At 39.4% G+C, this 22,712-nt stretch carries 13 protein-coding genes; 2 read left to right on the top strand and 11 right to left on the bottom strand.

The features are described from left to right. Position 1: 1 nt before the first annotated feature. The 4 genes from ACN9MR_RS01510 to ACN9MR_RS01495 form a co-directional block, all read right to left on the bottom strand. Complete coding sequence (locus tag ACN9MR_RS01510; RefSeq protein ID WP_426327918.1) at positions 2 to 520, bottom strand: DUF2911 domain-containing protein; 519 nt, start codon at positions 518 to 520, stop codon at positions 2 to 4. 147 nt (positions 521 to 667) lie between these two features. Then, entirely contained in the window at positions 668 to 1,291 is a 624-nt protein-coding gene (locus ACN9MR_RS01505; protein WP_426327917.1) for a class I SAM-dependent methyltransferase, read from the bottom strand. Positions 1,292 to 1,381: 90 nt separating this feature from the next. Then, on the bottom strand, positions 1,382 to 3,076 hold the full coding sequence (locus ACN9MR_RS01500) for a sodium:solute symporter family transporter (protein ID WP_426327916.1): 1,695 nt from the start codon (positions 3,074 to 3,076) through the stop codon (positions 1,382 to 1,384). A gap of 100 nt (positions 3,077 to 3,176) precedes the next feature. Then, positions 3,177 to 5,645, bottom strand: a complete 2,469-nt coding sequence (locus tag ACN9MR_RS01495) for a PIG-L family deacetylase (protein WP_426327915.1) — start codon at positions 5,643 to 5,645, stop codon at positions 3,177 to 3,179. Positions 5,646 to 5,956: 311 nt separating this feature from the next. Between ACN9MR_RS01495 and ACN9MR_RS01490 the strand changes: the two genes are divergently transcribed. After that, the gene (locus ACN9MR_RS01490) at positions 5,957 to 7,294 is read left to right on the top strand and encodes a sigma-54-dependent transcriptional regulator (RefSeq protein ID WP_426327914.1); all 1,338 of its coding nucleotides are present in this window, start codon (positions 5,957 to 5,959) and stop codon (positions 7,292 to 7,294) included. A gap of 255 nt (positions 7,295 to 7,549) precedes the next feature. On the opposite strand, the gene ACN9MR_RS01485 is transcribed toward ACN9MR_RS01490, so the two are convergent. After that, entirely contained in the window at positions 7,550 to 8,002 is a 453-nt protein-coding gene (locus ACN9MR_RS01485) for a hypothetical protein (protein ID WP_426327913.1), read from the bottom strand. 46 nt (positions 8,003 to 8,048) lie between these two features. Between ACN9MR_RS01485 and ACN9MR_RS01480 the strand changes: the two genes are divergently transcribed. Beyond that, positions 8,049 to 9,683 carry an ABC transporter substrate-binding protein gene (locus tag ACN9MR_RS01480; protein WP_426327912.1) on the top strand — a complete coding sequence of 545 codons (1,635 nt, stop codon included), beginning with the start codon at positions 8,049 to 8,051 and terminating at the stop codon, positions 9,681 to 9,683. Between the two features lie 52 nt (positions 9,684 to 9,735). Here the strand turns inward: ACN9MR_RS01480 and ACN9MR_RS01475 are convergent, their stop codons facing one another. The 6 genes from ACN9MR_RS01475 to katG all read right to left on the bottom strand — a co-directional run bounded on the left by ACN9MR_RS01475 (position 9,736) and on the right by katG (position 22,568). Beyond that, positions 9,736 to 12,183, bottom strand: coding sequence for a TonB-dependent receptor domain-containing protein (locus tag ACN9MR_RS01475; protein ID WP_426327911.1), 2,448 nt, complete (start codon positions 12,181 to 12,183; stop codon positions 9,736 to 9,738). A gap of 452 nt (positions 12,184 to 12,635) precedes the next feature. Further along, positions 12,636 to 13,364, bottom strand: a complete 729-nt coding sequence (locus tag ACN9MR_RS01470; protein WP_426327910.1) for an acyl-CoA desaturase — start codon at positions 13,362 to 13,364, stop codon at positions 12,636 to 12,638. A gap of 139 nt (positions 13,365 to 13,503) precedes the next feature. Then, positions 13,504 to 14,001 (bottom strand): phosphoheptose isomerase, encoded by a 498-nt coding sequence (locus ACN9MR_RS01465; RefSeq protein ID WP_025142534.1) that lies wholly within the window; start codon positions 13,999 to 14,001, stop codon positions 13,504 to 13,506. 382 nt (positions 14,002 to 14,383) lie between these two features. Beyond that, entirely contained in the window at positions 14,384 to 15,940 is a 1,557-nt protein-coding gene (locus tag ACN9MR_RS01460; RefSeq protein WP_426327909.1) for a RagB/SusD family nutrient uptake outer membrane protein, read from the bottom strand. Positions 15,941 to 15,966: 26 nt separating this feature from the next. Then, entirely contained in the window at positions 15,967 to 19,167 is a 3,201-nt protein-coding gene (locus tag ACN9MR_RS01455; protein WP_426327908.1) for a SusC/RagA family TonB-linked outer membrane protein, read from the bottom strand. 1,124 nt (positions 19,168 to 20,291) lie between these two features. Then, positions 20,292 to 22,568: a catalase/peroxidase HPI gene (katG, locus tag ACN9MR_RS01450; RefSeq protein ID WP_426327907.1), complete on the bottom strand. Its 2,277-nt coding sequence runs from the start codon at positions 22,566 to 22,568 to the stop codon at positions 20,292 to 20,294. Positions 22,569 to 22,712 lie beyond the last annotated feature (144 nt).

Below are 22,712 nucleotides of genomic sequence, written 5' to 3'. Positions count from 1 at the left end.
ATTATTTAATATTAACCGGAACAGAAATTTTATCCCATTCTAAAGCGAATCCGCTTTTAGTAATTTTATAAACCAAACGTTCTTGCGTAGCTTTTAAAGCTTTGGTTTTAACATCAACACGTAAAGCATCTTTAGCTTCTTCGTATTTGTAAGCACCCCACTGTTTTGGTTCTTTGTTAAAAATAGCTGTCCAGGTTCCGCTTTCTTTAGGTATTAAAAAGAAACTGTATTTTCCAGCTGCCAAGGGTTTACCTTCAACTACAATATCTTTATCGGTTTCGAAAGTAGTAGCCTCATTTGCACCTGCACGCCATACTTTATCGAAGGCTTCTAAACCTCCCCAGATTTTACGTCCTTTAACTGCAGGACTGCTGTAGTTGATGGTAATGGTTGCACCTTTTACTTTCCCTGTTGCTGTAGCTGCAGGACTTGGCTTAGGCTGAGCATCTTGTGCCATTGCACTTACAGAAATGGTAATTGCCGTAAATAGCAACGCGATTGATTTAATCATCGTTTTCATAGTATTATATTTATCTGTTTTTGTTGTTTTTGATTTTACGAATTTATGGCTTTCGGTTGATAAAAACTATAATCTTAGTGTCTAAAAAATTGTGCAAAACTTCACTATTTTTCTGAATTCATTTCTCAGTTATAGACCAGAACCGCTTTATCTCTTTCTTCCAACAAATCTGATTACCGAGCCCCGTCCGTTATGAAACAAACCTTCATTCAGTTCAATTTCCTTTTCTTCCAGCGCCAGAATCTCATAATTTTCGAAATCAGTTCTTATTTCCTCAATTGAGAATAGCATATCGATTTCTTTTGGTCCACCAACTTTTTCGTTTTTGGCAATGTAATCAAGGTGTTTCTTGCTAAACGCTTCGAAGATAAGCAAACCGCCCTTACGTAAATAATTGCTTAGTGTTTTGTGGTAGGCTGATTTAATTGCCGAAGGAAAGTGTGCGTAGATTAAGGCAATGGCATCAAACTGTTCATCTTTATAATCCAGTTCCTGGAGTTCGCCCACCTGGTAATCAATATTAACATTATTGTTCTCTGCGAGTTGGAGTGCTTTATTCATTCCTTCAATACTGATATCAAAGGCTGAAACCTTCCAACCGAGTTTAGCTGCAAAAACAGCATTTCGCCCTTCTCCTTCTGCCGGAAAAAGTATTGTTCCGGTCTCAAGGTGCGTCAACTGCTCTTTTAAATAGTTATTCGGTTGTTCGCCATAAGCAAACTCAGCGGTACTGTATCGGTCATTCCACCTATCTACCCAAGCTTCGTTCATATTTAGTGTTATCTATTTTTTTGAAAATAAAGGTATCAAATTTTATTTTGCACTTGGGAAGCGAATATCTGTTGCACGTAAAAATTAAGTTTATCTGTCCATTACGGTTTTTGGATTAGAAAATAACAGGCCAATTACCGAGAACATCATTACTGCTGCTGCGCCGATTACATTGAGCCAAAGAAATGAAACAATATCGAATTCATATACTGCGACAACAGCAATTTCGGATAAGATGGCCGCAATAAATACGATAGGTCCGTTTATCTTTTTAAAATAAAATGCCACTAAAAAAATACCAAGGATTGGCCCATAAAAAAGCGAGCCCAGTACATTAACAGCTTCGATTAACGAACCCATCTGTGTAGCAAACATAGCAACAGCTATCGAAAAAATACCCCATGCCAAAGTGTGCAAACGGCTATATTTCAATTCAGTCTCGTCGTCTACCTCTTTTTTACCAAAAATGAGATGTACATCTTTTAACGAACAGGCAGCAAGCGAATTCAGCGCTGCAGAAATAGACCCCCAACTGGCCAAAAAGATGACCGCGAAAAGCAAGCCGATCATGCCGACAGGAAGGGTATTCTTTACAAAGTATAGAAAGATATAATTGGTATCGGTTTTCTCTGCATTGTAATTCGACTTGTTGATTGCCTCTTCTACCCTGCCATGCAGTTCTTTCACCTGTTTCTGGGTCGACTTAAAATTTTCTATCGAAGAATTTAAAGATGGTAATTGCTTTTCCTTTTCTACAAGAATATTTTTTGATTGCTGGTTAAATTTCTGTGCCAAAGCGTTATGTTCTTTCTCGAAAGCAGCTGCCTGCTGTGGTTGAGTTTCTTTTAGATACTGATAGGAACGCTCATTGAAATAAATCGGTGCCGGCTTTAATGAGAAGAAAGCAAACAATAATGCGCCGATTAGCAGGATGGCGAACTGCATCGGGATTTTAACCAACCCATTCAACAGTAATCCCATTTTAGCGTTGGTATTATCTTTCGCGGTAATGTATCTTCCAACCTGGCTCTGATCTGTCCCGAAATAAGAAAGCGCAAGGAAAAAGCCTCCGATTAAACCACTCCAGATATTATATTTATCCTTCCAATCGAATTCTGTGGTAATTACATTTAATTTACCTGATTTCCCGGCCAGGTAAAGTGCATCTTTAAACCCGATTCCATTAGGCATATTCTGCACCAAAAGATATCCGGCAAAGGCCATTGTTCCTAAAATGATCAAAAACTGCAGTTTTTGTGTGTGTGCAATTGCTTTTGCACCACCAACATAAGTATAAATCAATAAAATCCCCCCGGTAAGGATATTGGTTAAATAAATATTCCAGTTTAAAACGCTCGATAGGATAATACTTGGTGCATAAATGCTGATCCCCGTTGATAGTCCTCTCGAAAACAGGAACAGCAATGAAGTTAAAACCCTTGTTTTTTTATCGAAACGGTTCTCTAAGTATTCGTAGGCTGTATATACATTCAGCCTTTGAAAAATCGGGATGAAAGTAATACAGATGACAATCATTGCCAGTGGAAGGCCAAAATAATACTGTACGAAACGCATGCCATCAGTATAAGCCTGCCCTGGTGCTGATAAAAAAGTAATGGCACTGGCCTGTGTTGCCATAATACCCAGTAGCACAATATACCAGGGCATTTTATTATCGGCCTTTAAATAAGAAGCATTGCTTTTTTGCCCACGACCAATAAAAACACCGTAGGCCACCACAGCAAACAAAGTAAATATCAATACTGCCCAATCGATATTACTCATGCCCAGAATTTAGTAAACAGGTAATAAAATACAAGCTGAAATACCAAGGCCAAAGCAAGTAAAATATACCAGGTATTCCAGTTTTTGAATTGATTTTTCATCACTTTCCGGCTGATAAAAAGTTAAAAAACAATCTGGCTGCACCAACATTTCCGGCAGGCAATTGCCTGAAAAAAGCTAAAGGTGTATAAATAAAATTCCCTTTACCATATTTCGCATATAAGGTCGATCCTTGAAGCGGCTCTTCATCGGTATCGTGCATCTCGAAAAGCGGTTCGTATTTAGCATCCCATTTATCAGGAAAATAAGCACCGCGTTCCTGCACCCATCCTTTAAAATCTTCAGCGGTAATTTTATTTGGGTAGTTTAACAGTTTATGTTCAGGTTTTAAAAATTTAACTTCTGCATTTTCTTCAGTCACCCTTTTACCACTGATACTAAACGGATAAATACCGAAATCCTGTAATGCCATATCTTGTGTGGTATTGTACTGCATCACAATGGTTCCACCGTTTTCTACATAACCGCGTAAAGCAGTTTGCCAGTTTTTAATTCTTTTTTCAGTATTGATTACTCTTACTCCGGTTACCACTGCATCGTAACTTGCCAGTTTCACTGGGTTTAGGATATCCCCTTCAGTTAGCACATCAACCTGCAAACCTGCCTGCCTTAAAAACTCAGGGATCAGATCTCCAGCCCCTTCAATATACCCAACTTTTTTCGCCAGTACCTTTACATCTCCCTTAATCAACCAGGTTGTGGCCGGAACAAAATACTGTAGGGTTGGCAAATGAGGATACTGAATTAATACCTGACCTTTTGAATATTCATTCGCTTCTGATGAAAAAACAGCTTCTAATTTATTCTGGCTGGTTTTAATTCTGGCTAAATCTTCAACCGGGAGAAGGAAATTCATCGTATTGATCGTATTCTCTGCCAGGTTAATCCCCTGAAAGGTTTTCACTACCTGGTTGCCGATCTTGAAAGTCACCTTACCATAATTAATATTTTTATTGGCTTTTAAGCGAAGGCTAACATTTAAAGCTTCTTTTTCTTTAGCAAAATAAACAGGTTCGCTAAAACTTAAATCGAGCGCAGGGATGATCCTAAGGGCTTCTACAACATCACCTTTAACAGGATCTAATTTTTTATAAGATAAAGGTAATCTGATTTCAAATTTTTCCGATTCTATTTTCAGCGACAACAGCACATTAACTGGCGATTGCATTTCCGGAAGTCCGATTAAAGTATCATTAGCCACACTAAATGTTGCTGCATCTTTTGCAGGCTTAGCTAGCCAGTAAGGTTCAGTAAGTGCCGCATCTGCAGGAATCTGGATCTTGCGTTCAATGGTAATCAGCGAATCGTTAGCAAGCTTTCTATTTAAATTATCTGTCTGGTTTAACCAGTTCACACTTTCAACGGTAACAGGGGTAGCCGATCTTGAAATTAAGTTTAAACGGAAATTATAACTATTGCCGGCAATTGCTTCAGGTTGGTTGGTTACCGCCTCGCCCATAAAACCTACACTGCTTAAAATGATGTTATCAATAGCCGCAAGTTTATCTTTTCTTAAGGCTGCATCCTGCAGTTCGGCAATTTTCTTTCTCAGCATCAACAATCCGTGCAGGCTCTTATCGGGTTGATTATAATTGAAAGATAATAGTATAATATCAATCAGTTCATCAATATCACCAATACCTTTGTCTGACCAGTTAAGGTTTAACCCATCGAACAAAGTTCTTTTAGCAGGATCGCCCAAAACATGGGTAAAATAATCGGAACGTACACCGGCCACTGATTGTGTTCCTGCTCCCTGGCTTTTGTGCAAACTTCGGCTTAATCCCGCCAGTTCACCATAACCCATCCCCAATTGTGCATCGTATTGCCCAACGGTTGCCTTTAACTGATTTTCTGCTGTGGTATTTACCGAACCAAACCTAAAGGTGTTCCATAACAATCTTTTTGGTTGCCAAACAGAAACATATTTAAGCTGGTTTGGAAACATATTTTTATCGGCAGCAGCCTTAAAGGCTTTCTCCGCCACAACAGCAGAAGCCGCGTGCTGACCGTGACCCGCAGCAGCAGTTGGCGGGAAACGACAGATAATCACATCAGGTCTAAATTTTCTGATCACCCAAACCACATCGGCGGTAATGCTGTCGGCATCCCACTGCTTAAAAGTATCGTTGGTGTTTTTAGAGAACCCGAAATCGATTGCCCGGGTGAAAAATTGTTGTGCACCGTCTAATCTGCGGGCTTCTAAAAGCTCGTGCGTTCTGATCAGGCCCAAGGCTGCGCCTTGTTCAGTGCCCAAAAGGTTTTGCCCGCCATCTCCCCTTGTAAGCGACAAATAAGCGGTCTCTACATTTTGATCGTTAATCAACCAGGATAATAAACCAGTATTCTCATCATCGGGATGAGCAGCCAGATATAAAACCTTTGGAAGGTGTTTTAACGTCTTTAACTCTCTATAAATTTCTGAAGATTTGGCTGGGCGCACTTGTTGAGCAGCACAAAAAACAGCCGGAAAGCAAAATATGAATATTGCGGTTAGTCTCTTAAACATAGAATTTGTTTTGCAAAAACCAAATATGCTCAAAAAGCTTTTACTTTAATGCTTCCGAAACGAAAAAGGTACAAAATAAGTCCGGAGTCGGGAGTCCAGAGTCTGAAGTCCAACCCTTGGTCTATGTCCTCACAGACCACTCCTTTCTTTTGCAATATTTATCTTTTCGTTCTGTGGGGACACAGACCGAGGAAGAAGAGCCCAGAGTCGGGAGTCTGAAGTCCAAGGTTTAAAGACTAAAGCCGTTTATTTTATCTGCGTCGTCATCTTTCGATATTTTTATACTTAATATTGCAGCATAAATTTTACCTATGAATGGCATGGTGCTCATCATCGATGATGAAAAGAAAATCTGCAGTTTACTTTCCAGGATTATTGAATTAGAGGGCTTTAAAACCCTGCAGGCCAACACTGGGAAAGAAGGCCTTAAATTGCTTAAAAATAATGATGTAAGCATTGTAATCAGCGATGTTAAGCTACCTGATGTTAACGGAGTTGCATTAGTTAAGGATATTAAAGCTATAAAATCTTATGTCGAAATTATAAATCTTACTGCTTACGGCACCATTGCCGATGGCGTTTTGGCGATTAAAAACGGGGCATTTGATTATCTGGTAAAAGGAGATGATAACGATAAGATTATTCCGCTTTTGTACAAGGCGATGGATAAATCAAATCTGCAACGGCGGGTTTCCGATCTGGAAAACAAAATTGCTAAAAAACACAGCTTCGAAACCATAATCGGTCAATCAAAAGCTTTAAGGGAAGCGATTGATCTGGCTAAAAAAGTAAGTGCAACCGATACTACTGTTTTACTCTTGGGCGAAACTGGAACTGGGAAAGAAGTTTTCGCTCAATCGATCCATTACGAAAGCCCCAGGGCTGCAAAACCATTTGTGGCCTTAAATTGCAGTGGCTTTAGCCCTGATTTACTGGAAAGCGAACTCTTCGGATACAAAGCAGGGGCTTTTACGGGTGCCAACAAAGACAAGAAAGGACTATTGGAAGAGGCTAACGGTGGTACATTATTACTGGATGAAATCGGCGAGATGAACCTCGATTTACAGGCAAAGTTATTGCGTGTACTCGAAAGTCAGACTTTTATCAAAGTAGGCGATACCCAAACGCAACAGGTAAATGTTCGGATTTTAGCCGCCACCAATAAAGATTTAAAGGCCGATGCAGCCTCTGGAAAATTCCGCTCCGATCTTTATTATCGGCTTTCGGTTTTTACCATCATCTTACCTCCGCTACGCGAGCGTAAGGCAGACATCCCTGCATTGGCTAAGTTTTACCTGAAAGAATTTGCAGACAAGGTAAACCGATCAGCACCAAAAATGGATGATAAGATCTTATCAATATTGAGTGATCATAGTTGGAAAGGAAATATCCGGGAACTTAAAAATGTAATCGAACGTTTGGTAATCCTTTCAGATGGAGATACTTTAAGCGCTACCGCTTTACCTCCTGAATTTTTTGAATTTGCACCGATAGAAAACGATTATAACCTACAACAAATAGAAAAGCAGCACATTCAAAAAGTACTCATCCATACCAAAGGCAATAAAACAGAAACCTCGCGATTACTGGGTATCGGCTTAACCACACTTTACCGTAAAATAGAAGAGTACCAGATTAGAGAGGTCTGAAGGCTGGAAGGTAGAGGGTTGAAAGGTTTTCTCGTGCTGTCAGATATTTCTATCTGACAGAAAATGCAATGCTTTAGCTGAGAAGTTGTAAAGTTGCAAATCCTTTCAGCGGATTAAAAATTCAGTCAACACCGTTTCTAAAGATAAAACCGTATTAATACTTATGCACTCATTTGAAAATTAGCGCGAGCATCGAATTTTAGTTTTTCTCATCTGTCTTACATCTCATATCTAATGTCTCAAATCTCACATCTCCTATGCCCCGAACCTAATCCATTTATCACCTTCGTGGCCAAAGATAAAAGACCCCGGGTGTAACATTTCTGCGATATCTTCTATTAGCGAAACGGCATTTTCCGCCGTTCTTTCACGGTTAACATCGTCGTTCAATAAAATGATTCTGTTGTTTTGCACAGCTTGCCAATCGGTATTTAATACCGCAGGTACTTCTCTCATTAAATCGGTTAAAGTTTTACCCGGTTGATAATAAATAATAAATACAGCGTTTAGTACGTCAGTCTCTATCATTCCACCTGCCAGCGAAATTTCTTCTGATAAAAAATATTCCGGATTGTTGCTAGTATCTAAGCAGGCAACGGGCATTTTATCCATAAACTTAATCTTGTGCTCCACTAAATCTAAACGTTCCTGTAATTCCTCCTGGTGAGCAGCATCGAGGCCGATAAATAAATCGTTTAAAAAAGACATCTGCATTAAATTTATTAATTTGTGCAAAAATAACATTCCTAATCGCATGCGAGGCTCATTTAATTATATATTTTGGTTTTTTTGTGTAAGCTTATTCTTTTCATGTAAGGAAAATGCTGATCAACAGGACAAAAAAGTCTTTAATATTAATCTCGATCAGGGTTTAACCTCTATTGATCCAGCCTTTGCACGCAACCAGAATGCCATCTGGATGACCAACCAGATTTTTAATGGTTTGGTACAGATCGATTCATCCTTGCAAACACGACCCTGTATAGCCAAAAGCTGGCAGGTATCGGAAGATGCTTTAACCTACACTTTTAAATTGCGCAACGATGTTTACTTTCATGATGATCCTATTTTTAAGAACGGTAAAGGGCGCAAAGTAACTGCAAGTGATTTTGTATATAGTTTTTATCGTTTAATCGATCCAAAGGTAGCCTCATCAGGCGGGTGGATTTTTAGTGATAAAGTGAAGGATAAGCATAATTTTATCGCGTTAAATGATTCTACTTTCCAGATCAAGCTGGTGCGTCCTTTTCCGCCGTTTATGAGTTTACTCACTACACAATACTGCTCGGTTGTACCCAAGGAAGTTGTAGAACATTATGGTAAAGATTTCAGAAGTCATCCTGTTGGCACCGGTCCTTTTAAATTTAAATACTGGAAAGAAGGTGAAATATTAGTGCTTTTAAAAAACGAGCATTATTTTGAAAAGGATGCCAAAGGGATGCCCCTACCCTACCTTGATGCCGTAAAAGCCAGCTTCATCACCGATAAACAAAGTGGTTTCATGAGTTTCCTGAAAAAGGATCTGGATTTCTACTACAATGTTGACGGTAGTTACCGAGACGATATCCTAACCAAAAGCGGAAAGATGACCTCAAAGTACAAAGGAAAATTTACATTAACCAAAAGCCCATACCTGTGTACCGAGTATGTAGGTATATTGGTTGATACCAATCTCTCGATTGTGAAGAAATCACCATTGCGTTTAAAAAAAATCAGGCAAGCCATTAATTATTCAATAGACCGTGACCGATTGATTAAATACTTAAGAAATGGCATTGGCGTAGCGGCAACATCCGGTTTCATTCCCAAAGGCATGCCAGGTTTTGATAGCTTGACTGTTAGGGGATACGCTTATAACCCAAAACTGGCTGCTAAACTTTTAGAGGAAGCTGGTTTCCCTGAAGGAAAAGGTATGGGAGAAGTAACCCTAAATACAACCACAACTTACAAAGACCTGATCGAATTTATTCAGGGCGAGCTTACTGCTGTAGGTATTAAAGCTAAAATTGATGTAAGCCCAAGTGCTAGCTTAAGGGATTTAATGTCGAAAAACAATGTAAACTTCTTCCGTGGTTCTTGGCTGGCCGATTATGGCGATGGGGAGAATTTCCTTTCGATGTTTTACTCAAAAAACAAAGTCCCTTATGGACCAAATTACACTGCCTTTTATAATAAAGAATTCGATCAGCTGTTTGAGAAAAGCTATTATGAAACCGATAACGAAACACGCTTTGAGCTGTACCGCAAAATGGATCAGATGGTAATGGATTATGCACCTGTTGTTCCGCTGTTCTACGATCAATCTGTAGTGATGCTGCAGAATAACATCTCAGGTTATTCCTTTAATCCATTGAGCCTGATGATTTTGAAGCGGATAAAGAAAAACTAAAAAGCCTCCCGATTTTGATCGGGAGGCCTGAACTATATATTTAGATTGGGTTTTATTGTTGAACGCCGCCCATACCTCCTTGTTGCTGATCTTGCTTCACATCATCGTTTTTGATCTTTTTCTTCTCCGTAAATTTAAGCTTACCGAATGAATAACTAAAGTTTACACCAAAAGAACGTAATGGGTAATAAATGTTAGTGCTCTGATAAAGTGTACTTACCTTATTGCCATTGGTTGTAACCGAGTTATTAACCGTTTTAATATGCAGATCTTTTGTAAAAGGATTCAGGGTATTAATACCGATCGATCCTTTTTTGTTCAGGATATCTTTCTTGAATGATGCACCATAAAATACCATTGCAGCTGTTTTACCTTGATAAGTTCTTCTTGGTGAGTTCACTACGCCAAATAATTCGAAATTATAACCTTTACCAAAACCATAGGCAGAACGGCCAAATATATTGTAGTTTAAAAAGGTGCCTGTACTTAAACCTGTTTGAGTGTTACTCACCTCATAAGTATTCACCCCAAGATTAGTCATCAAAGTCCATTTTGGTTTTGGATTATACGATGCAAAAACGTTCGCACCATAAGTTTGTGCTACCCCCACATTAATGTATGTTGTTAAGGTTTTGTCGATCCCATTTTCGGTGAAGGATTGAATAGAACTCTCAATTACCCCTCCTGTGCGGCGGTAGAACACCGAAGCATTGATTACCGAACCTTTAATAAAGGTTGAATATCCCAGCTCCAGGTTATCACTTAATTCTGGACTTAACCCTGGTCTTCCTTCTCTCACATTAAACTGATCGCTCTCATTACGGAATGGGTTTAAATAAGATAAACTTGGTCTTTGTACCCTACGGTTATAGCTTAATTTCAAGGTTGCATTACCTTTGAGTGTTTGGGAAATAATCGCACTTGGAAACACATTAAAATAATCGTTTTTCTGTATCCCTGCTTTTTCGGTATTAAAACTGATATCTGTATATTCTGACCTCAGCCCTCCCTTAAAATTTAATTTTTTGCTTAGTTTGAAACTGATCACGCCGTAAGCTGATGCCACATTTTGGTCGTAATCGAAATCACCATCACTGTTATCGCTAAATTCACTGCTAATATTTCTAAAAATACCTTTTACGCCCACTTCTAAAATGGTCGATTTGCTAAATGGATAAGTATAATCTGTTTGTGCGGTATATTCTTTGTTTTTACCCGTATTGCTATTATTTATTGGTTTAAATGAAGAACCTACTATCTCATTCTGAAATTCTGTCGTATTTCTTCCTGTTGATAACTGACCTGAAATTGTAAACTCTTCTCCTTCTTTTTTGGTAGTGTGTTTATAATCCACATTCCAATCGAAATTGCTGAAGCCCATATCCATATCACTTTTATTTACCAATGGTAATCCATTAATGATGTAATCTGCACTTCCCGGACCTCCATTAGAAAAACTGTTATATTTTAGGTTAGAGCTTAAATTGTTATAAGCATTAAAATCGTAATCTACACCCACACTACCATTATAACCGTTACGGCTCCATTTCGAGTAACCATCCTGTAGAATGTTATTGAATTTTGTACTTCCCAAACTATCGATACGGGTATTGTTTTCGAACTGCACCCTCGATTTCTGTGCATAAGCCAAATTTGTGCCCAGACTGGTATTCACACTCAAACGACCAGTTTTTGCAGTTAAATTAAATGCACCATTATTTTGGCGTGTGCCAGCAGATGCATTTACTGTACCACTTACGCCCTGTGCATTCGATTTTTTAGTGATAATATTGATGATACCGCCTGAACCTTCAGCATCATATTTTGCTGATGGACTGGTAATTACCTCTACACTTTTAATCTGTTCAGCAGGAATCATTTTTAAGGCGTCAGAAACGCTGCTGGCCATAGTTCCAGATGGTTTACCATTAATCAACACACGAACGGCGCCACCACGTAACTGAACATTTCCATCAACATCAACAGATAGCATCGGCACCTTACGCATTACATCTGTTGCATCGCCGCCGGCATTTGTACCATCAGCCTCTGCATTATATACCATCCTATCGATTTTATTTTCGATAACTGCTTTAGTTCCCTGAACCTGAACATCGGCCAAAGTATTTTCAGTTGATGAAATATAAATTGTACCAATATTATTGTCGGGTTTTGATGGCGTGGTGGTAACCAAAACAGATTTTGTTTTGTAGCCCATAAAACCGATCATTAATTTATAAGAATCAGGCGATACATTTTGTAAGGTTAATTTTCCTTTTTCATCGGTTACACCACCGTTAACAGATTTATTATCCTTCGCATTAATCAACGATACCGTTGCATAATCAATTGGTTTTTTAGTTAATGAATCGAGTATAGTAGCAGTAATACGTCCGGTAACAGTAGATTTTTTCGGACCTCCACCAAGGCCACCCGGAAATTGGGCATGCGCAGTAAAAAATAATCCAAGGATAAAAGTAAGTAGTAGAAGTTTTTTCATGTTAAGAGTTAGTCTTTTGTAATTAGTCTACGCAAATTGCATTTTGTTACAATTATAACCTATACTTTTTACCCTAACTCTTCTAATTAGTCGGCAAACACTATGCTTTCATCGGTAAAAGGAATTATGGATGACAGTATTTCCATTATTGCTCTTTGATTTCACTCAGGGTTACTAATAAAATGAATGTTTCAAGAAACAAAATATATTTCTTAATTAGAAAAGCAGATTCCACTTATATCCACATCGAAGCCCTTCCATTCGCTTCAATTTTTCTGAAATTTGATTGGACTGATAATCAGGATTGCGGCAAGCAAAAAGGATTTTGTGCAGTTGTCAGGTCTAGATGAGATAAAACTGTGCAAAAAACAAATGGTCTGTGAGGACACAGACCATGGAATAAATCCCGAACATTCGGGATAGTATGATGAGCACTTAGCTTTAATCTTCTATTAAACTTTTCTGATTTTAATAATACGCATCCAGTGCAGTACTTTCATTACCGGATAGGTTGGATCAAATTCCCACCATTTGGTAGCAAAGTTAGGACTGTTGGGTTTTTTGTGGTGGTTATTCTGAAAAAGCTCGCCCATTAATAAGAAATCCCATGGTAATGAGTTTTTGCTATGATCATCATTATCATGGTTAGAATAGCCATATTTATGACCACACCAATTTACAATTGCCCCATGCAGAGGGCCCATCAAAAAGTGGATCGGTAACAATAAATACAACCACCAGTGGTTGGCAAACGCAACATAAAAGCCGATATAAAACAGTCCACATGCAATTCTCCAGGCCCATGAATTTCCAATCTTATCAACAATCGGCCATTCGGGATAATTCCCCTGGAAAGCAGGCTCTGGCTGTACTTTAAATTGCAGATAATTCATGTACATATTTTTTGTTGCGATCATCATCCCGAAAACATCTTTAAAAAAATGTGGAGAGTGCGGATCTTTTTCAGTATCGCTATAAGCATGATGCATCCGGTGCAGGATGGCATAAGCCCTGGGGTTTAAAAATGATGAACCTTGCGAGATCAGCAATATCAGATAGAAAAACCGCTCCCAAAAAAGCTCCATTTTAAACATCTTGTGCGACGAGTAACGGTGAAGGAAAAAGGTTTGGCTAAACAGGGATAAAAACCAATGGCAAAGGAAAAAAATGAAGATAATCATGTATGGGGTGTATTCTTTATAAACGTATTTTGAGGGCGTTTAGTTTTTAATCGTGTAGAAAAACCGCTTTAAATTAAGCGTTTAGATAAAAAGAATCCTGTTCCGATGCATAGAACAGGATTCTTTTTTAAATTATTTATTATCTACCGAAATCGTCTTGAACACGTACGATATCGCTTTCATCTGATGGGTTTGAAGCATCGGTATGTTGCCATATTTCTGCCACAACACCCCAATCTTCTAAACCGATTAAACGGTGGCGTTCACCTTGTTGTAATTTTATCTGGTCTTTTGGCGCATATTTTTTCACTTCACCTTCTTCATCAGTTTGGCTGGTTTTAATGCCAACAGTACCTGTTACCACTTGCCAGATTTCGGCTCTGCGGTGATGATATTGCCACGAAAGACGTGTATTTGGCGCAACGATTAAAATTTTTGGGCTTAATTTACCGCCAATTTTAAGGTCTTCAACATTTAATCCATCAAAATAAGTATCGGCAAATTGTTGCGCCTGCGCTTCATCTATTACAAAGAAACCACCCCAAGGGCGTGTTTCATCGCGGTTTACTACATTAAAACCTTCAATTTTTAAACGTTGTGCTACGCTTTCGAATATTTCTTTTTTGTCGTTTGTCATTGATAAAATATTAGTTTTCTAATGATTGTCGAGGTTCACAGGCATTAATTTATCTCCTGTGTGGTTCTATAATTTGCCGCAAAAATAAGCCTAATAAATTAAAAAAGCCTCTTCAAGCTTTTTATTTTTTTAAACTCAATTTACGGATTACCGTAAAATCTGCCCATACAATAGTTAAAGGCTGTAAAATTGCTGATAAAAACCTTTTAGCATGTGAGATACCTCCTTAGCATTAGTATGTTCCGAGCGGTGACGAAGGATTTCTATTCGGTGTGCTTCAGTCGAAACAATGATAAAAAAACGGATGCCTCATATCGGCATCCGTTTTTTATTATTTATGGTCGGTGTAACACCAAGCATTAGAATAATAAAATACTGTTATTTAATAACCTGGATTTGGAGTCAGATTAGGGTTATTTTTGATTTCTGGAGTAGGAATCGGGAACAATAAATGTTTGGTTTGCAAAGCTTGGTTTACACTTTTGTTAATGTGACCAACAAAATTATCGAAACCATTGGTGCTTTCATTGTACACTTTGCGCAAACGTACCATATCAAACCAGGCAATGCCTTCGTAACACAGCTCGTGCCAGCGCTCTCTCCAAACCGCTTCTTCAAACTGTGTCTGGCTCAAACCTGCAAGCTCAGCCAATTGTGCTCTTTTTCGTACTGCATTTACCGCAGCATAAGCAGCAACATTCGGGCTACCATCTGCCCTGTTCTGCGCTTCGGCATAAATTAATAAGGTTTCGGCATAACGGATCTGTGGAATGTTCAGGTCGCTCCTGCTGGTACCTTCTACTCCAAGTGTTCCATTTGCAATCAGATCGAAGTGTTTAAAAACATAAGGCTTACCGCGGTTAATCAGCGGCATTTTAAATCCATCTGTATAATAATCGGTAAAGAAATAACCTTCTCTGTTTTTAGCCCTTAAATCTCCTGCTTCATACGAACCATAAAAACTTGCTGTTGGGATAGCAGTTCCAATCCCATCAATTTTAGAAACCAATGGCTGGTGCAATGGTAGATATGAAGACTGTAAGGGGTTACCAGATCCGGCAGCATCATTGTACTGGATCCCGAATAAATGCTCCACTTTATTATCGTTTTTCGCATCATGCAAGGCCCCATAACTTGGAAATAAGCCAAGTGATGTTGGATTACCTGTTGAATAATCGATTACCTCTTTAGCCTTATCTGCAGCTAATTTATAATAAGCTGCTCCTTTGTTAAGCGGTTGTCCGGCCATGGTTAAATATACTTTCGCCAGTTCAGATTTAATTGCTGCTGTAGAAACACGCCCACTTGCATCCATAAAAGGCAAGCCAGCCGCTTCTGCAGCAACCAGGTCGTCAACAATTAGTTTGTAAACCTGTTCTTGTGGCGTACGGGAAGGAGAAAAATTAGGATCGTTAGGGCTGGTAATCGGTTTAGTAATTAAAGGCACATCGCCCCATAAACGCACCAGGTAAAAATAGGCCCAGGCCCTGATGAAAGCTGCCTCTCCTAAAATCCTTTTTTTCTGTGCATTGTCCATCGGGTTAATGCCCGGAACTTTATCCAGCACCAGGTTGGTTTGTGCAATTACTTTATAAAGTCCGTTCCAGTTTTGGTTAACATGCAGGTTAGTACCATCATAAATTAGTGAATACAAATTGTTCAGATCGGAGTTTTGTGCGGTTTCGGTAGATTGAATGCCGGTTGGCGCATCAAGCATCTGCCAGTTGTTGGAATAAATACCGGCACCGTTTCCAATAAACCTGATCTCTGCATAAACAGCAGCAATACCTGCTTCCGCATGTTCTGGTAAGGTATAAAAATTATCGGGTGAAAGATTGGTGGGATCAGTTTCATCTAAAAATTTCTTACATCCCGAGTTCCCTATTATAGCACCGCTTAGCAACAACAAAGCAGCGATATTTTTTATGTTTATTTTCATGTTGATATCCTTTCTTTAGTTAATGTTTATAATCCAATGTTTAAACCAACCATGAAAGTAGTTGGCTTTGGATAGTCGAAAAATGTTTGACCCTGTGCAAATGCATTTCCATAGGTAGTTACCTCAGGGTCGTTACCTGTATATTTGGTGGCCAGGAAGAAATTCTGAACAGATGCATAAACACGGAGTTTGCTTAAGCGTAATTTTTCGACAAGTGTCTTATCAAAAGTATAACCCAGTAAAAGGTTTTTTCCACGGATGAAAGAACCGTCTTCTAACCAATGGGTATCTACGTTGGTTACATATCCGGCAGATTGATCCCTGATTGCGGCAATTGGTGTATTCTGGTTCTGAGGAGTCCAGGCATTTAATACACTGGCAAAACTATTGGCCTGTACCTGTCTGTCTTCACCTGAGTGATGGGTCATATTCAACACATCGTTACCATAAGAGTATTGAAGTTCTACAATCAGCTCTAAGTTTTTATAACGGAATGAGTTACCAAACGACCCCCAGCCTTTTGGCGTTCCGTTACCGATAATCTGACGGTCGGCATCCGTAATGGCATGATCGCCGTTTACATCTAAATATTTAATATCGCCCGGAAGCAAAGTTTTACCTCCCCGGTAACTTACGTATTTGGCTGCTTCTGCCCTTTCAGCCTCACTCCAGGTGCCTAAACGCACTAGCCCCCAAAATGATCCCACAGGTTCACCAACTCTGATAATCCCCGTTTGATTGGTGAAATTTGGGTTACCTACACCAAAAATATCATCAGGAGTGGCCAAAGAGAGCACCTTGTTACGGTTGAGTGAGATATTGAAGCTGGTTTTCCAGGTAAAATTGTCTGTTTGTACGTTTACCGTATTGATCCCTAAATCTAAACCTTTGTTCTGCATAGACCCGATATTTTTTCTGATCACCGAGTATCCTGTAGTACGCGGAACCGGGGCATCCAATAACATATCGGTTGTTTTTCTGTAATAAAGATCAGCCTCTAAATTAATGCGGTTGTTAAACAAGCCTAATTCTAAACCCGCATCAACCTGTGCTGTTTTTTCCCACACCAGGTCTGGATTCGCCAAACGGCCGATACCGATACCAGTTACCTTACTATCGTTAATAATGGCAGCGTTATTAACCAATGTAGCTAACGACTGATAGGCGGGAAGCTCTGAGTTACCACTTAAACCATAACTTGTTCTTAATTTCAAATTAGAAATGGTTTTGTTTCCTTTAAGAAAGTCTTCGTCTGAAGCTTTCCAGGCCAGTGCTGCCGAAGGGAAAAAGGCGAATTTATGGTTCTCTCCAAATTTGGATGAGCCGTCTACCCTACCTGTAAAAGTAACCAGGTATTTATCTTTAAAGGCATAGTTTAACCTTCCAAAATAAGAGTTAAAAGCCGATCTGTTCCGGCTGGAACCAACTGTAATCGATTTACTGCCAGAGCCCATGTTATTGTTTCCGTAAAAATCGGTTACAAAATTCTCCGCATGGCTGGTATTGCTAAAGAAATTGGTGGCCTGCCAGGAAATACCCAATAACGCATTAATGGCATGCGATTCGGCAAAACGTTTGTTATAGGTTAAATAGTTTTCCAATGACCAGAAGGTTTCGCGATCGTCGGTAACATTCGCCGTTCCATTCTGTCCATCAGATATACCGTATAATTGTTTGGCATTGTACTCGTTAATGTTTCGGCTCACAATATTAGCCCCTAACTGGGTACGGAATTCTAAATCTTTGCTGAAGCTAATGGTAGAATAAATACTCCCCAAAGCAGTTTGGGTGACCATTCCATATTTTTGATCAGTTAAGATGTGCACCGGATTGGAGCCTCCTTCTGCCCACGGAATCAGTTTATTATCGCCCCACTTGCCATCTGCCAGTTTAATTGGCAGAAAAGGGAATGCTTCTGTAATCATACGGACAGAGTTTAAGCCGCCTGTTCCCTGATCAACAATGTTTTCATTCTGATTATTGTAGCTCAAATTACCGCCTACCTTTAACCAGGGTTTAATTTTACTGTCGAAATTAAATCTGCCCGAATAACGTTTTAAATAAGAGTTTAGCAAAAGTCCCTGGTCATCACGATAGCCTGCAAAAACACCATAGGTGCTATTTTCGTTTCCACCTGTAAAACCCAACTGGTGATTTTGCGAAAGTTTGTTCTGTGTAGATTCTTTTAACCAATCGGTATTGTATAATGGATTTCCATTGCTATCGAAAAATTGAGGCAAAGCAATTCTGGCGGCTTTGGGCACAGGTGTGGATGCGTAACTTCCCGCTGCCCAACCTACCGGATCGTAAACTTTAATATTCTCATAAGCCAGATCCTGCACTTTAACATACTCGAAGGCATCGAGCATCTCAACATGGTGTGCGGCCAATGTATTTATACCAAAATCTGCATCATAGGTAATGCGCTGGGCATTTGCTGTTCCTTTTTTGGTGGTGATTAAAATTACCCCATTTGCACCCCTTGCACCATATATAGCCGTCGAAGAAGCATCTTTTAGAACCTCTACTGAAGCGATATCACTTGGGTTAATGTAATCGATAGCGTTACTGTTCTGTGTTTGCGAGCCCACTGGTAAAGCCACGCCGTCTACCACATAAAGCGGATTGTTACTCGTATTGATTGAACTAAATCCACGGATTTTGATATTAGTCTGTCCGCCGGGCCTACCCGAGTTGGTGTTTACCTGCACGCCAGAAATACGGCCAGCCAGTGCCTGGTTTAGGGATGAAGACGGGCGTTCCTGAAGTTCGCTTGCCTTTACCACACCAACAGAACCCGTAAGGTCTGTTTTTTTCACCGATCCATAACCAATTACCACTACTTCATCTAACTTATTGGCTTCGGCAGGCATCATTTTAACACTAATACTCGCTTCATTCCCTACTGTAACATCTTTATTTTGATAGCCAACGTAAGAAAAACGGATCACGTCGTTTGGGTTGGCCTCAATGCTGAACTTACCAGCTTCATCGGTTACAGCAGTTTTGCCTGACGAAATGTTTTTGATGCCAACACCAGGAATAGGCATATTTTTTTCGTCTAATACGGTTCCTGTAATTACTTTTCGGTTTTGGATATGCATTAAAGGCATATTGAGCTCAGAAAATCCATCGGATTTTTCAGCAACCGGATTCATCGAAAAAGCAGGACTATTGAGCAAAAAAAGCACAGAAAGCCCTGAAATCTTTAGTAGATTGATTTTCATTGGTTTAGGTTTAGTAAATGGTTAGTTAATAATATATAATTCAACTGCTAGCAGCTAAAACGTTTTATCAATTATTCAATAAAAAATAATTGACGGCAAATCATTATTTTTAATCAGAAGGCTTTGAGTTAAAAGCAATTGTGTGATGGGAGATCGTATTTTTAAACGTGTTAAAAACTACACACAAATAAACTACACAGACATTTACTGCGCCACAGGGCGCAAATATTCCTAAGCTCATCATCATATTTGGTTATTGATAAATCGATTTATCAATTCAATATTAACTATTTTATCACAAAATCAAGAATATTATTTCGATCATTAGAAATACGTTACCGTATAAATCAGATTACAGTATGATTACTTTTACAGGCGCTGAATTTTTTGATTAAAATCAAAAAATCGCTCAGTCTAAAATTCATTATACCTCACCTACTTAAGTGTATTTTTAAGAATTTGATAAAAAAATTAAGTTTTTTTTATCAAGAGAATGCACGTCAGATTTCTTATAAGTAACGTTGAACCAGCCTAGCAATTACAAATGTTGTGTTGGGCTATTGCGGTAAATAAACGAGAAAGCCCCATATTGCTATGAGGCCAATTATTTTGTCTTATTCGCATCCACCAATAAAACTAAACCAAACAAACTAATGAAATTAAAAGACAAATAAGTTTGAGAATTGTTTTAATAAATAAAATCTTTTAATATTTCTTTATTAGGTTATAAAGAATAAAAATAGATGCTGCAAGTCGAGATCAGACAATAATTAAAACGATAATGCAAAATAAAAGGCTGTATCATAAATATTAGGATTGTCACCCTGAAGATTAATTTATTATATAAAATTAATATAAAAGACAGCAATTAACCTACGCATAAAAATCTCCTCGAGTACCGTCATTTCGAGCGGAGTGCAACGCAGTCGAGAAATCTATCGAGATAGATCTCTCCATTTCGCTGCGCTACAGTCGAGATGACGGCCATTTTATTGGAGTCTGTCAATGTTAGCTTCTCGAATGACCTATTTTAAATATCTTAGGCGTTTCGATAAGCTCGCAAGACAATTACAAGTGAATTACATTTATGATACAGTTTCTTTATAAATCTGATGCATTAAAGCTTAATTTAAATCAAAACGATCTAAATTCATTACTTTATTCCAGGTGGCCACAAAGTCTTTCACGAATTTGCCTTCTCCATCCGAGCTTGCATACACCTCTGCTATTGCTCTTAATTCTGCATTGGAACCAAATACAAGATCTGCCCGGGTTGCGGTCCATTTTGGCTGACCAGTTGAACGGCTGCTTCCGATATAGAGTTCTTTATCTTCTCCAACAGCTTTCCAGGCGGTTTCCATATCCAAGAGGTTTACAAAAAAGTCGTTAGTTAACTGGCCAGGTTTTCCGGTTAAGACACCATTTTTCGAACCATCGAAATTTGTATCCAACGCACGTAAACCACCTACCAACACCGTTAATTCAGGTGCTGTTAAGGTAAGCAACTGGGCTTTATCAATCAGGAATTCCTCTGTAGGAACAGGAGATTTTGAATTACGGTAGTTACGGAAACCATCAGCAGCTGGCTCTAAATAACCAAAAGATTCTATATCGGTTTGTTCTTGCGAAGCATCCATCCGCCCAGGCGCAAAAGGAACCGTAACTGAATGTCCGGCAGCAGCAGCAGCTTTTTCTACCGCAGCATTACCCGCCAATACAATTAAATCGGCTAAGGAAACTTTTTTACCATCAATTTGTGCTGCATTAAATTCACTTTGAATATCCGCTAATACGTCCAATACTTTTTGCAATTGTGGGGGATTGTTAACCGCCCAATCTTTTTGTGGTGCCAAACGGATCCGTGCACCATTGGCACCACCGCGTTTATCAGAACCGCGGAAAGTAGAGGCCGAAGCCCAGGCGGTAGAAACCAGTTCGGCCACGCTCAGTCCTGAAGCCAATACTTTTACTTTTAATGCGGCAATATCACTTTCGTTGATCAATGCATGGTTAACCGCAGGTATTGGATCTTGCCAAAGCAATTCTTCCTGCGGTACATCTGGCCCCAGGTAACGTGCCAAAGGCCCCATATCGCGATGGGTTAATTTAAACCATGCCCTGGCAAATGCATCAGCAAACTGATCTGGGTTTTCTAAGAAGCGTCTTGATATTTTTTCATAAGCCGGATCGAATCTTAAAGACAGATCGGTGGTAAGCATCGTTGGCAGATGTTTTTTCGATCCGTCAAATGCATCAGGAATAATGGCCTCAGCATTTATAGCTTTCCACTGATGTGCACCGGCAGGGCTTTTTGATAATTCCCATTCAAATCCAAACAGGTTTTCGAAAAAATTATTGCTCCACTGCGTTGGTGTTGTGGTCCAGGTTACTTCTAATCCACTCGTAATGGTATCAGCACCTTTGCCAGAAGCGTAACTATTGTTCCATCCTAAACCCTGGCTTTCGATACCCGCGGCTTCAGGCTCTTTGCCTACATGATCTGCTGAAGCAGCACCATGGGTTTTACCAAAAGTGTGTCCACCAGCAATTAATGCTACCGTTTCTTCATCATCCATCGCCATGCGGCCAAAAGTATCGCGGATATCTTTCGCAGCAAGGATTGGGTCTGGGTTTCCATCCGGGCCTTCAGGGTTTACATAAATTAATCCCATTTGCACGGCAGCAAGTGGTTTTTCTAAATTACGTGAGTGAACATCTCCATCGGCATCGTCATCCGTAACCACTACGCCATGTGCTTTATGTGCGCCATCAGAACCGTGTGCATAACGGAGATCGCCACCCAGCCAGGTTGTTTCCGAACCCCAGTATACCGATTCATCTGCTTCCCAAACATCCTCACGGCCGCCTGCAAAACCAAAGGTTTTAAAACCCATCGATTCTAAGGCGATATTTCCTGTTAAAATCATTAAATCTGCCCACGAAATTTTGCGCCCGTATTTTTGTTTAATCGGCCAAAGTAGTCTGCGGGCTTTATCAAGACTCACATTATCCGGCCAACTGTTCAGCGGTGCAAAACGTTGTAATCCGGCACCTGCACCACCACGGCCATCGCCTACTCTGTAGGTTCCTGCACTGTGCCATGCCATGCGGATAAATAGACCTCCATAGTGACCAAAATCTGCCGGCCACCAATCTTGCGAATCGGTCATCAGTGCATGAAGGTCTGCCTTTAATGCTGCTAGATCTAAACTTTTAAAAGCTTCTGCATAACTAAATTCGCCGTCCATTGGATTGGATAAGTTAGAATGTTGACGCAAAATACTCAGTTTTAACTGCTTTGGCCACCAGTCGCCATTTCTCGTACCGCCACCACCTACATTACTTTTCATGCTGCCATTATGAAACGGGCACTTGCTAATATCGTTCGATTCTTTTTCCATATATATTCTATTTTGTTAGTGAAATCCGATCCGCTATTAAAACTTAACCAGATTATTATAAATTTAGAGAATTGAAAGAACTAATCACAATCATTTAATTCTATAATGGAATAGTTAGAATCTATTACTATGCTATATCAGCAA

Source organism: Pedobacter sp. R-06, assembly GCF_049913135.1.
In the GTDB taxonomy this organism is placed as follows: domain Bacteria; phylum Bacteroidota; class Bacteroidia; order Sphingobacteriales; family Sphingobacteriaceae; genus Pedobacter.
The sequence above is the reverse complement of the archived record's forward strand: the minus strand, read 5'-3'. Positions and strand labels throughout refer to the sequence as shown.